Consider the following 14,948-nt stretch of genomic DNA (forward strand, 5'->3'; position numbering starts at 1 on the left):
GCCCCGGGCCAGGCCCGGGCGATGCGCGTCAACCACGAGTACGGTCGCGGTGGAGCCCTGGCCTACCTGGCCGCTTACGACGTCCACCGCGCCCAGGTGTTCGGACGCTGCGAGCCGACCACCGGCATCGTGCCCTTCACGACCCCGGCCGCCCACGTCATGACCACCGAACCCTACGCCAGCGCCGAACGCGTCTTCTGGATCGTCGACAACGGCTCCTCCCGCCGCGGCAAGAGAGCCGTCGACCGACCGGCCGGCGCATTCCCGAACGCGGCCGTGGTCCACACCCCCGTTCACGCCTCCCGGACGAACCAGATCGAGATCTTCTTCTCCATCGTCCAGCGCAAGGCCGTGTCACCCGACGACTTCACCGACCTCAGCGAGGTCCGGGATCGGCTCCGAGCGTTCGAAGACCGCTACAACGCCACAGCACAGCCGTTCCGGTGGAAGTTCACCACCTCCACCATGGACGATCTCCTGACCCGGCTCGACCGACACACGTCCGCCGACCGACAACAAGAATCCTCCGCCGCCCTGACAACCTGATCAACTCCCGAAGGACTTCGAAACCCGACCGCTTAGGCTTCGGGCATGCGCGTACTGATCGTGGAGGACGAGCCCTACCTGGCCGAAGCCATACGTGACGGGCTGCGGCTGGAAGCGATCGCCGCCGACATCGCCGGCGACGGCGACTCCGCCCTGGAACTGCTCGGCGTCACCTCCTACGACATCGCGGTCCTCGACCGCGACATCCCCGGACCCTCCGGCGACGAGGTCGCCCGGCGCATCGTCGCCTCCGGCAGCGGCACCCCGATCCTCATGCTCACCGCCGCCGACCGGATCGACGACAAGGCGTCCGGGTTCGAGCTCGGTGCCGACGACTACCTCACCAAGCCGTTCGAACTGCGGGAGCTCGTCCTGCGGCTGCGGGCGCTCGACCGCAGGCGCGCGTACGCCCGGCCCCCGGTCCGCGAGATCGCGGGCCTGCGCCTCGACCCCTTCCGCCGGGAGGTCTTCCGCGACGGACGCCACGTCGCGCTCACCCGCAAGCAGTTCGCCGTGCTGGAGGTCCTCGTCGCCGCCGAGGGCGGGGTCGTCAGCGCCGAGGAACTGCTGGAACGGGCCTGGGACGAGAACGCCGACCCCTTCACCAACGCCGTCCGCATCACCGTCTCCGCCCTGCGCAAACGGCTCGGCGAACCGTGGATCATCGCCACGGTGCCGGGTGTCGGCTACCGCATCGACACCGGCCCCGGCACCGGCCCCGTCGATCCCGGTACCACCGGTCCCGGCGCCGCCCGCCCCCGTACCACCGGCTCCGGCGCCGCCCGCATCGACACCGGCCCCGGCGCCGACCGCCTCGGTACCACCGGCCGCGGCAGTACGCGTGCGTAGACGCCCGGGGCTCAGCGTCCGGCTGAGACTCACCCTCAGCTACGCGGGGTTCCTCGCCGTCGCCGGCGCCCTCCTGCTGGCCGTCGTGTGGGTGTTCCTGCTGCGCTACGTACCCGACACCTCCAAGGGCCTGCTCGGGATCGCGCCCAACCGCTACCTGCTCGTGCGCACCTTCGCCCCCGCCGCGGCCGCGGCGATGGCCTTCCTGCTCGTGTTCGGCCTCGCCGGGGGATGGATCCTCGCCGGCCGGATGCTCGCGCCGCTCACACGGATCACGGCCGCGGCCCGGACGGCCGGGAACGGGTCGCTGTCCCACCGGATCCGCATGGAAGGACGCCGGGACGAGTTCCACGAACTCGCCGACACGTTCGACACCATGCTCGAACAGCTTGAGTCGCACGTCGCCGAGCAGCGGAGGTTCGCCGCGAACGCCTCCCACGAACTGCGCACCCCGCTGGCCGTCTCGCAGGCGCTGCTCGACGTCGCCCGCAAGGACCCCGCGCGGGACCGGGACGAGCTCCTGGCGCGCCTGCAGGCCGTCAACACGCGCGCGATCGGCCTCACCGAGGCGCTCCTGTTGCTCGGCCGCAGCGACCGCGGGCACTTCACCCGGGAGAGCGTCGACCTCTCCCTCGTCGCCGAGGAGGCCGCCGAAACCCTGCTGCCCCTCGCCGAGCGGCGCGGGATCACGCTCGACGTCACCGGCGGAGCGACCCGGACCAGCGGCTCCGCGGAGCTCCTGCTGCGGATGGTGACGAACCTCGTCCAGAACGCCGTCGTCCACAACCTCCCCACCGGCGGCACCGTGACGGTCCACACCGAGGCGCAGGGCGACACGAGCGTGGTGCGGGTCGAGAACACGGGCCGCCCGCTCCCACCGGAACTGGTGCCGACCCTCACCGAACCCTTCCAGCGCGGAACGGAACGCGTACGCACCGACGAGCACGCCGGTGCCGGCCTCGGCCTGGCCATCGTGCACGGCGTCGTCCGCGCCCACGACGGGACCCTCGACCTCGCCCCCCGTCCCGCCGGGGGGCTCCTCGTCACGGTCCGGCTTCCCGGCGCGCCGTAGGCACCGCCCGCCGTCCCCGGGCACCACCTGCCGTCCCCGGGCGGGGCCACCGGATCGCGGGCGGGAAGACCGGCGCGGGCCGTGGTCACCCGTGGCCACCTGGGGTGACCCGGGGCGGTGACCGGTCGGCGCAGCTCCGGGAGGCTCCGGGTTGGTTCCACGAGTTTCGTACGTTTTCTGTGTCTTCTGTGTCTTCTGTGTTTCGCGCGTTCCGCGGTCACGGAGCGGCCTGAACGGTTTCGCGCGGTCCGCTGCCGGAGGCCGGGGAGCCGGGCACCGAACCGGGCACGCCCCGCCCCGCTCCCGCCCCGCCCCGCTCCCGCGCCCTCGGCGGAGGGCCGGGCGGGAGGGGCGCCCGGGCCGCCGGTCCTACAGGTCGAGGGCCAGGCGGCTGCTCCTGGCCCGCCCCACGCAGATCATCATCGTCGCACCGGTCTCCCGCTCGGCGTCGGTGAGGAGCATGTCGTGGTGGTCCGGGACGCCCTCGACCACCTTGGTCTCGCAGGTGCCGCAGATGCCCTGCTCGCAGGAGTACGCCACCCCCGGCACCGCTTCGCGCACCACGTCCAGCAGGCTCCGGTCGGCCGGCACCCGCAGGGTGATCCCGGTGCGGCGCAGCTCCACCTCGAAGCTCCCGTCGGTCGGGGACGGGGTGGCCCGGGCCGCCGGCTGGAACCGTTCCAGGTGCAGCGCCCCCGGCGGCAGGAGGCGCTCGGTGCGGCTTCGCACCGCCTCCAGCAGGCCCTCGGGTCCGCAGCAGTAGACCACCGTGTCCGGCGGCAGACCGGTCAGTGCCCGGTCCAGGTCGGGCAGGCCGTGGCTGTCCTGCGGCCACAGGGTGACCTCGCCGCCGTGCAGGGCGGCCAGTTCCGCGCGGAAGGCCATGGTGTCCAGGGAGCGGCCGCCGTAGAGGAGCGACCAGCGCGGGGCGTCCGGGCGTTCGGCCAGCTCCCGGATCATGGGCAGGACGGGGGTGATGCCGATGCCGCCCGCGACGAACACGTACCGGGGGGCCGGGACGAGCGGGAACTGGTTGCGCGGACCGCGCACCGTCAGCCCGCGGCCGACCAACCGCGTCGTGTGGATCTCCGTCGACCCGCCCCGGCCGTCCGCGACGTGCAGGACCGCGATGCGGTAGGCGTGGCGGTCCTCCGGCCGGCCGCACAGCGAGTACGAGCGGATCAGCCCCGACGGCAGTTCGACGTCGATGTGCGCCCCGGGCTCCCATTCCGGGAGCGGCGCGCCGCCCGGATCCGCCAGCGTGATCCCCAGGACCCCCTCTGCCTCCGGCTCCGCGCGGACGACCGTGAGCTCGCGCACCGGTTCTGCGGTGTTCATCGACGTACTGCCTCTCCTCGGCGTTCGTGGGCGACGGGCAACCATCCTCCGTCGCCGCACCGGGCCGCGTCACGCTCCTTCCCCGGCACGAAAGTGCAACGCACGAAACTGCCGGAACACCCTTGCCGACAAGCGCTTTTCCCGTTTCCGAGGGTGTCGGTGGCATACCCGTGCCATGCATTTTCGTGGCACCCGGGAAGCAGTGACAGGCGGCCCGGCCCGGGTGAAGCTGAGTTCCGCCGCAGATCACCGAGCCGCTCGGAACCACCTGGTCGAGCGCCGCACACCGAGAGGAACCCCGTGCCCACACAGCTGCATCCGGAGACCCAGGCGATCCATGTAGGGATTCCCGATCTGGGTGGGGCCCGGCCGCTGAACACGCCGCTCTACCAGACCGCGAACTTCGGCTACGACAACCCCGAAGAGCTGGCCGAAGCCATCAACAGCCCCGAGTCGTTCGCCTACCTGCGCAACTCCAACCCGACGGTGCGCGCACTGGAGAACGCCGTCTCCTCGCTGGAGGGCGCGGCGGCCAGCCTGGCGACCTCGAGCGGCATGGGCGCGATCCACACGGTGCTGCACACCCTGCTCGGCAGCGGCGACCACGTCATCGTCCAGAAGCACCTCTACGGCGGAACGTTCGCCCTGCTGCGGGACCTCTCCGCACGTTACGGCGTGGACGTCACCTACATCGAGGGGCGGGACGCGGCGGAGGTCACCGAGGCCCTGCGGCCGACCACCAAGGCCCTGTACCTGGAGACCCTCTCCAACCCCACCGCCCAGGTCACCGACCTGCCCGCCTTCTTCGCCGCCGGCAAGGCCGCGGGGCTGACCTGCGTGGTCGACAACACCTTCGCCTCACCGATCGGCTGCCAGCCGATCTCCCTGGGGGCCGACGTGGTGGTGCACTCCTCCACCAAGTTCCTCTCCGGCCACTGCGACGTCCTCGGCGGGATCGCCTCCTTCGCCGACGCGGCACTCCACCGCGAGGTGTGGTCGCGTTCGCTGGAGACCGGCACGATCGCCGACCCGTTCGCCGCCTGGCTGACCCTGCGCGGGCTGGCCACCCTGGGGCTGCGGATGCGCCGCCACCACGAGAACGCCGACGGCCTCGCGCGGTTCCTGTCCGACCACCCCAAGGTGGCCGAGGTCCACTGGCCGGGTCTGCCCGGCCACCCGGGTCACGACCTGGCGCGGCGCATGCTGCCCAACGGGTACGGCGGGGTGCTGGCCATCGACGTCGCGGGCGGGCGCAAGGAGACCCTCGAGTTCACCCGGCGGCTGCGGCTCGCCGACCGCGCCGTCTCCCTCGGCGGCTTCAAGACCCTCGTGCAGCAGCCTTCGGCCACCTCCCACCGCTCGATGGACGCCGAGGGGCTGCGCGCCATCGGGATCACGGAGGGGACGGTCCGCATCGCCGTCGGCCTCGAGCACCTCGACGACCTGAAGGCGGACTTCGCGCAGGCGCTGGACTGACCCCAGCCTCCGGCTCCCTGGCCTTCGGCTCCCTGGCCTTCGGCTCCCGGCTTCCGGCTCCCTGGCCTTCGGCTCCCGGCTTCCGGCTCCCTGGCCTTCGGCTCCCGGCTTCCGGCCCGCAGCCTCCTGGCTCCCGGCCCTCGGCTCCCGGCCCCCGGCCTTCTGGCTTCCGGCCCCGGCCCTCCGCCCGCGCCGCCCTCTCCCGCGTTCCGTCGCGGGACCCGAACCGCTCGACCTGTTGACCGCATCACGAAGGAGCACCCCGTCCATGTCCCACCGCGCCACCCTCACCCCGCAGATGCTGCAGTACGCCGAGAAATTCGACGACCGCGGCGACATCCGCTGGATGCCGTACCTCATGTACTTCCACGCCGCTGACCACCGCTCCGAGGTCGTCAACACGGACCGGCTCGGCTTCCGCCTCTCCGAGGGTCCGAACGGCCAGACCGCCTCGGTCGGCGGCCCGCTCCCCGAGGGGCCGGTCCGGCTGTTCGCGGGCAGTTCCACGTCGTTCGGCATCGGAGCCAGCGCCGACCGCCACACCCTGCCCTCGCGGCTGTGGAGCAAGCACGCTCCGTCCCTGCCGTGGCTCAACTTCGCCGGCCGCAGCCACAACTCCACCCAGGAGCTGCTGCTGTTCACCCTGTACCGGCACCTGCTCCCGCAGGTCGACGAGATCGTGCTGTTCTCCGGCTTCAACGACCTCGGCCTGAGCCGGCTGCCCGCCTCCGTCCGCGGCGACAGCGGCGCGTTCTTCAACTGCAACGACTTCTACGGCCAGATGGAGGAGCTGCGCACCCGGAACCGCAAGTCGTCCGGCGGGCGCGGCCTGTTCGGCGGCCGCCGCCAGCCGGCGCCCGAGCCCGTCGACACGCGGGTCCCGGACCTGTCGGAGCAGATCGACATCGGCTCCGAGCTGACGCTGCGCCACCTGGACAGCTGGCGCCTGCTGGCCGAGGGCATGGGCGCGAAGCTGACCTTCGTGCTGCAGCCGCTGGCCACCTGGGTCCGCGAGGAGCCCGCGCCGCAGGAAAAGCTGATCTTCGAGGAGCTCGACAGCATCTCGAACTTCGGCGAGGTGTACGGCGACATCTCGTCGATGGAAGCCCGGGAGACGTACTCCAAGGCGCTGCGGACCGGGTGCGAGCGGATGGGCGTGCGCTACCTCGACAGCAACCCGGTCATCGCCTCCGCGATCGACAAGGACGACTGGCTCTTCGTCGACCGCATCCACTTCACCGACGAGGGCCACGACCTCGTCGCGGGGCTCCTCGCCGAGGAGCTCGGCCTCAAGTAGCAGCCCCTCCGGCATCCGGCCGGCGGAAACCCCACCACCACACCGAAGGGCACGGACATGAGCTTCCTGCGCAACCTGATCAACAAGCTGCTCGGCCGCAAGCCGAAGCCGAAGAAGAACGACGCCTCCATCTACCCGATGTTCTGACCGGGGCCGCGACCCGCCGCCCCGTCCGACCACCCACCCCGTCCCATCACCCCCCAGCACCCGAGAGAGAGGAACGACGTGGCAGCGCCCACCGTGGCCGCGGCATCGCCTCGCCCCACCGGCCCGGACCCCACCCCCGCCGAACCAGCCAGGACCGTCTACGGCAGAGCCGTGGATCCCGAGGCGACCCTGCCCGCGGGCCGTCTGCCGGCCGAGATCCGTACCGAACTCGCCGACGGCCAGGACCCCGACGGCACCCTGGACGAGCTGCGGCAGCGGGCGGCCGACTGGTCGGCGACGGAGACCCTGCGGTTCCAGGAACTGATCGGCCCGCTCGTTCCCGACACCCGGGCCGTGCTCGTCCGGCGGGCCGCGCTGGCCTGCGCCCCGCTCACGCTGATGTCCGGTGCCTGGCTGCAGTGGCTGAGCTCACCGGGCAACGGCGACGACCCCGCCGTCCTGAGCGTCCTCGCGCTGTACGCGTCCGACCTGGGCGTCGGCGGCCCGCGCGCCTCGCGCGGCGACGCCTACCTGTCGGTGCTGCGGCACCTGGGCGTGTCGGAGAACGCCGTGCCCGCCGGCCGGCTCGCGGCGGACCAGCGCCTCGACGACGGCCACTTCCGGATACCGGCCCTGCTGCTCGCCATGAGCCGGCGCCCGGACGACTTCCTGCCGGAGATCCTCGGCGCCGACCTGTGCCTGCGGTCGGTCGGTCTGCTGCCGGCGCTGTCGCTGGTACGGGCCGAACAGCCGACGGTCACCCGCTGGGAGCTCGTCGACCCCGCCGCGCCGCGCGGTACCGGGCCCAGCGGCGCGGAGCTGGCGCTGGCCGCCGTGCAGCGGGTGCTGGAGCGGGACGGCGAAGACGCCCGCACCCGGGTCGGCACCGGCTTCCGCTGGGCGCTGGCGGCCCTGCGGGAGTGGACGCGGCGGCTGCACGACGAACTCGTCGCCGCCTGCGACCCGGCGTTCGAGATGGCCGAACTGATGCGCAACCGGGCCCGCGAGGGCTCGGTGTACCACCACTCCTTCCCCCTGGAGGGGCGGCCCCTCGCCGACTGGCTGAGGGAGTGCCAGACCGACCCGCGGCCCATGCTGGGGGCGCTGTCCCGCAGCCGCCTGGTGCGACCGGGCAAACCGGAGCAGAGCCTGCTGGTGAACGGCCTGGTGGCGGAGAACGGCCAGATGTTCCGGGTGTTCTCGCCCGAGGACCTGGACGTGGTGCGCCGGTGGATCGGCTCACTGCCCGGGCCCGCGGTCGGCACCCCCGAGGGGGGTGCCGCCCTCGCCCCGTCCCGTCCGCTCGGACTGGGCGCCTGGCAGGCCGAGTCCGACGGGAAGCGCCCGGCGAACCTGCGGGAGGCGTACCACCTGCTGCTGAACCGCACCGACACGCCCGCGGTGCGCGCCTGGGCCCGCGAGTACACGCACGGCTGGCTGGGCCGCTCGCGGCACGGCATGGACGAGGCGGAGATGCCGCTGCCGCAGCGGTGGACGCCGCGGGGGCTGCGGCCGTGGCTGGTGGACATGCACGACCGGCACAGCGAGGCGTTCGAGCAGGGCTCCGAGCAGGAGCTGCCCAGCCGTGAGGAGCTCGTCGACTCCACCGTGCAGCTCGCCCCGCTGACTCTGATCGACGGGGCCTGGATCATGGGCTACACCGACTACGAGCACGCCTCGTCGGAGATCGCCCACTCCCTCTTCGACACCTACTGGGACGAGCTGGGCAACGGCGAGGCCGTGCTGAACCACCCGCTCATCTACCGCGAGGTGCTCACCGAGATGGGCGTGGACCTGCCCCCCACCAGTTCCCGCGCGTTCGCGGAGTGGGACGGTTTCCGGGACTCCTCCTTCGAGCTGCCGGTGTACTGGCTGAGCATCGGGCGGTTCCCGCAGACGTTCATGCCCGAGGTGCTCGGGCTGAACCTGGCGATGGAGCTCTCCGGCGTCGGCGGCACCTACCGGCGGGCCCGGCTGGCACTGAAGAAGTACGGGTTCAGCACCCGCTTCGTCGACATCCACAACACGGTGGACAACGTGGCGACGGGCCACTCGGCGTGGGCCGCCGACGCCATCGACACGTACCTCTCGTCCATCACCGTCTCCCAGGGCGCGGGCGCGCTGGACGCCGCCTGGGCGCGCGTACGCACCGGGTACCGCTCCCTCAACCCGCCGACGGGCTTCCGCGCCCGCCAGGCCGCGCGCCGGGCCGTGCGCTCCGCGGGCAAGACCCGCTGACCTGCCCCGCCGATCCGCCCCGCGGGCCTCCCGAACCCACCGACGTACCCCCATCCCTAGGAGCACTCCCATGCCCGATCTGATCCTGGGCATAGCCGCCTACTACCACGACAGCGCGGCTGCCCTGATCGTCGACGGCGTCCCCGTGGCCGCCGCCCAGGAGGAGCGGTTCAGCCGCATCCGGCACGACTCGGCCTTCCCCGCCAAGGCCATCCGCTACTGCCTGGACGAGGCGGGCGCCACGCTCGACGACGTCTCCGCCATCGCCTACTACGAGGACCCGCAGCTGAAGTGGCGCCGCGTCCTCACCACCTTCGCCGGTGCCGCGCCGAACGGCTTCCCCTCCTTCCGGGACACCCTCCCCGAGTGGCTGAAGTGGAAGCGCCGCACCACGGACGTGGTCCGCGACGAGCTGGCCGCCCTGGGCCTGGGCCGGGTCCCCGAGCTGCACGTCCGGCGGCACCACGAGTCGCACGCCGCTTCGGCGTTCTACCCCAGCCCCTACGAGTCCGCCGCCGTGCTCTGCATCGACGGGGTCGGCGAATGGGCCACCACCACGCTGTGGCACGGCCGCGGCACCCGGCTGGACGCGGTCTCCGAGATCCGCTTCCCGCACTCCCTCGGGCTGCTGTACTCGGCGTTCACCTACTTCTGCGGATTCAAGGTCGACTCGGGCGAGTACAAGCTGATGGGCCTCGCCCCCTACGGCAAGCCCCGCTACGCCCAGCTCATCCGCGAGAAGCTGATCGACATCAAGCCGGACGGCTCGTTCCGGCTGAACATGGAGTACTTCGAGTACCTGCGCGGCCAGGTGATGACGGGCCGCGGCTTCGAGCAGCTCTTCGGCGGCCCCCGCCGCCGCCCGGAAGGCCAGCTCACCGAGCGGGAGTTCGACCTCGCGGCCTCGGTGCAGCAGGTCACCGAGGAGGTCGTGCTGCTGCTGGCGAAGCACGCCCGCAAGGTCACGGGCGAGAGCAAGCTGGTGATGGCCGGCGGGGTGGCGCTGAACTGCGTCTCCAACGGCAAGGTCATCAACGCCGGCATCTTCGACGAGGTGTGGGTCCAGCCCGCGGCCGGTGACGCGGGCGGCGCGCTCGGCGCGGCCCTCGCCGTCGCCTCGGACCGCGGCGCCCGGCGCAGCCACCTGGGCAACGGCACGGACGGCATGTCCGGCTCGCTGCTCGGCCCCGAGTTCAGCGACGAGGAGATCGCCGCCTACCTGGACGGCGAGAACATCCCGTACACCCGCCTCACCCCCGAGGAGCTGGCCCGCCAGACCGCGGTGGAGCTGGCCCAGGGGAAGATCGTCGGCTGGTTCCAGGGCCGGATGGAGTTCGGGCCCCGGGCACTGGGTGCCCGGTCGATCATCGGCGACCCGCGCGACCCGGTCATGCAGTCCGCCATGAACCTCAAGATCAAGTTCCGGGAGTCGTTCCGGCCCTTCGCCCCCTCGGTGCTCGCCGAGGACGCCAAGGAGTACTTCGACCTCCACCAGGAGAGCCCCTACATGCTGGTGGTCACCGGGGTCTCGCCCGCCCAGCGGCTGGAGACGGACCAGAGCGCCGACGTCTCCGGACTCGACCTGCTCAAGGTGCAGCGCTCCACCATTCCGGCCGTCACCCACGTCGACCACTCGGCCCGGGTGCAGACCGTCACCCCCGAGCGGAACGCCCCGTACCACCGCCTGCTCACCCAGTTCAAGGAGCAGACCGGCTGCCCCGTGCTGGTCAACACCTCCTTCAACGTGCGCGGCGAGCCGATCGTCGCCAGCCCCGCCGAGGCGTACGCCTGCTTCATGCGGACCAACATCGACCGTCTCGCCGTCGGCAACTTCCTGCTGCGCAAGGAGGACCAGCCGGTCTGGCAGGAGGAGACCGACTGGCGCGACGAGATCCCCCTCGACTAATCGGTCAATCGACAGAAAGGACGTACGAGCCGTGCGTACCGTACTACTGGCCATCGTCTACTACCTGGTGATCACCCCGATCGGCCTGATCACGAGAGCGGTCCGCGACCCGCTCGCCCGCGGCGCGGATCCGAAGGCCACCAGTTACTGGACGGCCTCCACCCCGACAGCGGTCTGAGTCCCGCCGGCGGCCGGGGGGAGAGGGCCCGCCACCCCCTCTTCCCCCGGCCGCCCGGGCCTACACGAACACGAACTTGCAGGAGAGATCATGCGCGCATCGCCGCCACCGACGGAACGGACAGACCAGCAGGATCCCAAGGGAGGAGCCGGAGAGGCGGTCCGGCTCACCGTGCCCGTCGCCATGGCGTACATCCCGCTGGGGGTGGCGTTCGGCGTGCTGCTGACCGCGAGCGGCATCAACTGGTACTGGGCACCGCTCTCCACCCTGCTGATCTACGCGGGATCCATCGAATTCCTCGCCGTCGGCTTCATGGTGGCCGGACTGCCGCTCTACCAGGTGGCGTTCACCTCGCTGATCGTGAACTTCCGACACATCTTCTACGGCCTGTCCTTCCCGATCGACCGGCTGCGCGGGCGCGTCCAGAAGGCCTACGGCGTCTTCGCCCTGACCGACGAGACCTACGGCATCACCACGGCCGGCCCCGGCATGCACCTGACCGGCCGTCAGATCACCATCGTGCAGGTGGTCAGCCACGTGTGGTGGTTCCTCGGCGCGCTGCTCGGCGCCCTGCTCGGCCAGGTGATCCCGGAGAGCGTCAAGGGCTTCGAGTTCGCCCTCACCGCCATGTTCCTGACCCTCGCGGTCAACGCGGTGCGCACCAGCCGGAGCGCGACCCTCGTCCTGCTCGCCCTGGGCGCCGGAGTGATCGGTTACCTCGTGGACCGCTATGTGGTCGAGGAATCCTTCCTCATCGTGAGCCTGCTGCTCTACGTGGCCGTCATCAGCGGCATGTACCAGAAGGAAAAGGAGCGGGCGAAGTGAACCACCTGTCCGACCTGCACGCGTTCGCCGTCGTCGCCGTGATCTCCCTGGTGACCGTGGCGCTCCGGGCGGCGCCCTTCGTCGTCCTGGGGAAACTGGCCGCGAACGGCTATCTGCGCTACCTCGGCGAAAAGATGCCGACCGGGGTGATGGTGCTGCTGGTGGCGTACACCATCAAGGACCTCGACGTGACCGCCTATCCGTACGGGCTGCCGAAGCTGGTCTCCCTCTCCTTGGCGGCGGTCATGTACTGGAAGACGGACAACGCGCTGCTGTCCATCGGCGGCGGCGTCGCGCTGTACATGATTCTTGTCAATGGAGTGATTTGACGTGGGGACGTGGAAAGGGAATGGCGGGACCGCGACCGCGGTACTCGTCCTGGAGGACGGGCGCAGTTTTCGTGGACGTGCTTACGGCGCGGTGGGGGAGACGTTCGGCGAAGCGGTCTTCAACACCGGAATGACCGGTTATCAGGAGACCTTGACCGACCCCTCCTACCACCGCCAGGTCGTCGTCATGACGGCCCCGCACGTCGGCAACACCGGCGTCAACGACGAGGACCCGGAATCGGGCCGTTTCTGGGTGGCGGGCTATGTGGTGCGCGACCCCGCCCGGGTGCCGTCGAGCTGGCGGGCGAAACGCTCCCTCGACGAGGAGTTGGAGCGGCAGGGGGTTGTGGGGATCAGTGGCATCGACACCCGGGCGTTGACCCGGCACCTGCGGGAGCGGGGTGCGATGCGGGTGGGGATCTTCTCCGGTGATGCCGTCGCCGGTGATGCCGAGATGCTTGCGAAGGTTCAGGCGCAGCCGCAGATGAAGGGTGCTGACCTTTCCGCTGAGGTGGCGACCGAGGAGTCGTATGTCGTTCCCGCGGTGGGTGAGAAGAGGTTCACCGTTGCCGCCGTGGATTTGGGGATCAAGGGGATGACGCCGCAGCGGATGGCGGAGCGGGGCATCGAGGTGCACGTTCTGCCCGCGACGGCGAGCGTGGAGGAGGTGTACGCGGTCGAGCCGGACGGGGTGTTCTTCTCCAACGGTCCCGGTGATCCCGCCACCGCCGACCACCCGGTGGCGCTGATGCGTGCGGTGCTGGAGCGCAGGACGCCGCTGTTCGGCATCTGCTTCGGCAACCAGATCCTGGGCCGGGCGCTGGGCTTTGGCACCTACAAGCTCAAGTACGGCCACCGCGGCATCAACCAGCCGGTCATGGACCGGACCACCGGCAAGGTGGAGGTGACCGCGCACAACCACGGCTTCGCCGTCGACGCCCCGTTGGACGGCCCGGTGGACACGCCGTTCGGCCGGGCCGAGGTCACCCACGTCTGTCTGAACGACCAGGTGGTGGAGGGGCTGCGGCTGCTGGACCAGCCGGTGTTCTCCGTGCAGTACCACCCGGAGGCGGCCGCGGGTCCGCATGACGCCGCATACCTGTTCGATCGTTTTGTGGAGCTGATGGAGGCCGAGCGTGCCTAAGCGCACCGATATTCAGTCCGTCCTGGTCATCGGCTCCGGTCCGATCGTCATCGGGCAGGCCGCCGAGTTCGACTATTCGGGCACCCAGGCGTGCCGGGTCCTCAAGGCCGAGGGTCTGCGGGTGATCCTGGTGAATTCCAATCCGGCGACGATCATGACCGACCCGGAGATCGCCGACGCCACCTACGTCGAGCCGATCACCCCCGAGTTCGTCGAGAAGATCATCGCCAAGGAGCGCCCCGACGCGCTCCTGCCCACCCTGGGCGGCCAGACGGCCCTGAACACCGCGATCTCCCTGCACGAGAACGGTGTCCTCGAGAAGTACGGCGTCGAGCTGATCGGCGCCAACGTCGAGGCCATCCACAAGGGCGAGGACCGCGAGCAGTTCAAGGAGGTCGTGGAGGAGGTCCGCAAGAAGATCGGGCACGGCGAGTCCGCCCGTTCGGTGATCTGCCACTCCATGGACGACGTCCTCAAGGGCGTGGAGACGCTGGGTGGCTATCCCGTCGTGGTCCGCCCGTCCTTCACCATGGGTGGTGCGGGTTCTGGTTTCGCGCACGACGAGGAGGAGCTGCGCCGCATCGCCGGCCAGGGCCTCACGCTCTCCCCGACCACCGAGGTGCTCCTGGAGGAGTCCATCCTGGGCTGGAAGGAGTACGAGCTGGAGCTGATGCGCGACAAGCACGACAACGTCGTGGTCGTCTGCTCCATCGAGAACTTCGACCCCATGGGCGTGCACACGGGTGATTCGATCACCGTGGCGCCGGCGATGACGCTCACGGACCGCGAGTATCAGATCCTGCGTGATGTGGGGATCGCGGTCATCCGTGAGGTGGGGGTCGACACGGGTGGCTGCAACATCCAGTTCGCGGTGAATCCCGAGGACGGTCGGGTCATCGTCATCGAGATGAATCCGCGGGTGTCGCGTTCTTCCGCTTTGGCGTCGAAGGCGACGGGTTTCCCGATCGCCAAGATCGCCGCGAAGCTCGCCGTCGGCTACACGCTGGACGAGATCCCGAACGACATCACCCAGGAGACCCCGGCGTCCTTCGAGCCCACGCTCGACTACGTCGTGGTCAAGGTACCGCGGTTCGCGTTCGAGAAGTTCCCCTCCGCCGACTCCACCCTCACCACGACGATGAAGTCGGTCGGCGAGGCCATGGCCATCGGCCGCAACTTCACCGAAGCCCTCCAAAAGGCCCTGCGTTCGGTGGAGCAGAAGGGCTCGCAGTTCGCCTTCACCGGTGAGCCGGGTGACAAGGCGGAACTGCTCGACGTGTCGAGCACGCCCACGGACGGCCGGCTCCAGACGGTCATGCGGGCCATCCGGGCCGGGGCGACGCAGCAGGAGGTCTTCGACGCGACGAAGATCGACCCGTGGTTCGTCGACCAGCTCTTCCTGATCCACGAGGTGGCCGAGGAGCTCGCTGCCGCGAGCGAGTTCACCCCGGAGCTGCTGGCGCACGCGAAGCGTCACGGTTTCTCCGACCAGCAGATCGGGGAGATTCGCGGGTTGCGTGAGGACGTCGTGCGTGAGGTGCGGCATGCGTTGGGTGTGCGGCCGGTGTACAAGACGGTCGACACGTGTGCGGCGGAGTTCGCG

13 protein-coding genes are annotated in these 14,948 nt (G+C 70.7%); 12 read left to right on the top strand and 1 reads right to left on the bottom strand.

What is annotated here, in order from left to right:
- Positions 1 to 21: 21 nt before the first annotated feature.
- The 3 genes from AC07D6_RS08255 to AC07D6_RS08265 are packed head-to-tail and all read left to right on the top strand — an operon-like array spanning position 22 to position 2,467.
- Positions 22 to 546 (top strand): transposase, encoded by a 525-nt coding sequence (locus AC07D6_RS08255; protein WP_479042985.1) that lies wholly within the window; start codon positions 22 to 24, stop codon positions 544 to 546.
- A 45-nt stretch (positions 547 to 591) separates the two neighbouring features.
- Positions 592 to 1,395 carry a response regulator transcription factor gene (locus tag AC07D6_RS08260; protein WP_479042949.1) on the top strand — a complete coding sequence of 268 codons (804 nt, stop codon included), beginning with the start codon at positions 592 to 594 and terminating at the stop codon, positions 1,393 to 1,395.
- Entirely contained in the window at positions 1,388 to 2,467 is a 1,080-nt protein-coding gene (locus AC07D6_RS08265) for a sensor histidine kinase (RefSeq protein ID WP_479042950.1), read from the top strand. Before AC07D6_RS08260 ends, AC07D6_RS08265 begins: the two co-directional genes overlap by 8 nt.
- Before the next feature lie 369 nt (positions 2,468 to 2,836).
- On the opposite strand, the gene AC07D6_RS08270 is transcribed toward AC07D6_RS08265, so the two are convergent.
- Positions 2,837 to 3,805, bottom strand: a complete 969-nt coding sequence (locus AC07D6_RS08270; protein WP_479042951.1) for a PDR/VanB family oxidoreductase — start codon at positions 3,803 to 3,805, stop codon at positions 2,837 to 2,839.
- 300 nt (positions 3,806 to 4,105) lie between these two features.
- On the opposite strand from AC07D6_RS08270, the gene AC07D6_RS08275 reads away from it, so the two are divergent.
- From AC07D6_RS08275 to carB, 9 genes are all read left to right on the top strand, one after another.
- Positions 4,106 to 5,281: a trans-sulfuration enzyme family protein gene (locus tag AC07D6_RS08275; protein ID WP_315879721.1), complete on the top strand. Its 1,176-nt coding sequence runs from the start codon at positions 4,106 to 4,108 to the stop codon at positions 5,279 to 5,281.
- A 268-nt stretch (positions 5,282 to 5,549) separates the two neighbouring features.
- Positions 5,550 to 6,578, top strand: a complete 1,029-nt coding sequence (locus tag AC07D6_RS08280) for an SGNH/GDSL hydrolase family protein (protein WP_315879720.1) — start codon at positions 5,550 to 5,552, stop codon at positions 6,576 to 6,578.
- Positions 6,579 to 6,803: 225 nt separating this feature from the next.
- Positions 6,804 to 8,963: an iron-containing redox enzyme family protein gene (locus tag AC07D6_RS08285; RefSeq protein WP_479042953.1), complete on the top strand. Its 2,160-nt coding sequence runs from the start codon at positions 6,804 to 6,806 to the stop codon at positions 8,961 to 8,963.
- A gap of 70 nt (positions 8,964 to 9,033) precedes the next feature.
- The gene (locus AC07D6_RS08290) at positions 9,034 to 10,869 is read left to right on the top strand and encodes a carbamoyltransferase family protein (RefSeq protein WP_315879718.1); all 1,836 of its coding nucleotides are present in this window, start codon (positions 9,034 to 9,036) and stop codon (positions 10,867 to 10,869) included.
- A gap of 31 nt (positions 10,870 to 10,900) precedes the next feature.
- Positions 10,901 to 11,047 (top strand): hypothetical protein, encoded by a 147-nt coding sequence (locus AC07D6_RS08295; RefSeq protein WP_315879717.1) that lies wholly within the window; start codon positions 10,901 to 10,903, stop codon positions 11,045 to 11,047.
- Between the two features lie 90 nt (positions 11,048 to 11,137).
- Positions 11,138 to 11,872: an AzlC family ABC transporter permease gene (locus AC07D6_RS08300; RefSeq protein ID WP_479042955.1), complete on the top strand. Its 735-nt coding sequence runs from the start codon at positions 11,138 to 11,140 to the stop codon at positions 11,870 to 11,872.
- The gene (locus AC07D6_RS08305) at positions 11,869 to 12,201 is read left to right on the top strand and encodes a branched-chain amino acid transporter permease (RefSeq protein ID WP_315879715.1); all 333 of its coding nucleotides are present in this window, start codon (positions 11,869 to 11,871) and stop codon (positions 12,199 to 12,201) included. Before AC07D6_RS08300 ends, AC07D6_RS08305 begins: the two co-directional genes overlap by 4 nt.
- 1 nt (position 12,202) lies before the next feature.
- A complete protein-coding gene (carA, locus tag AC07D6_RS08310) occupies positions 12,203 to 13,345 on the top strand; it encodes a glutamine-hydrolyzing carbamoyl-phosphate synthase small subunit (RefSeq protein WP_479042957.1) in 1,143 nt (380 codons plus the stop codon).
- Positions 13,338 to 14,948: carbamoyl-phosphate synthase large subunit (gene carB, locus AC07D6_RS08315; protein WP_479042958.1), on the top strand; the 1,611-nt coding region annotated here is incomplete at its 3' end. The genes carA and carB, both read left to right, overlap by 8 nt.

It is taken from the genome of Streptomyces sp. NPDC045287, assembly GCF_056432325.1.

Bases quoted from the DNA above. Each gene is read 5' to 3' on its own strand.
- AC07D6_RS08260 (WP_479042949.1), top strand. From the start codon at position 592: ATGCGCGTACTGATCGTGGAGGACGAGCCCTACCTGGCCGAAGCCATA.
- AC07D6_RS08300 (WP_479042955.1), top strand. From the start codon at position 11,138: ATGCGCGCATCGCCGCCACCGACGGAACGGACAGACCAGCAGGATCCC.
- AC07D6_RS08290 (WP_315879718.1), top strand. From the start codon at position 9,034: ATGCCCGATCTGATCCTGGGCATAGCCGCCTACTACCACGACAGCGCG.
- AC07D6_RS08280 (WP_315879720.1), top strand. From the start codon at position 5,550: ATGTCCCACCGCGCCACCCTCACCCCGCAGATGCTGCAGTACGCCGAG.
- AC07D6_RS08270 (WP_479042951.1), bottom strand. From the start codon at position 3,805: ATGAACACCGCAGAACCGGTGCGCGAGCTCACGGTCGTCCGCGCGGAG.
- AC07D6_RS08255 (WP_479042985.1), top strand. From the start codon at position 22: ATGCGCGTCAACCACGAGTACGGTCGCGGTGGAGCCCTGGCCTACCTG.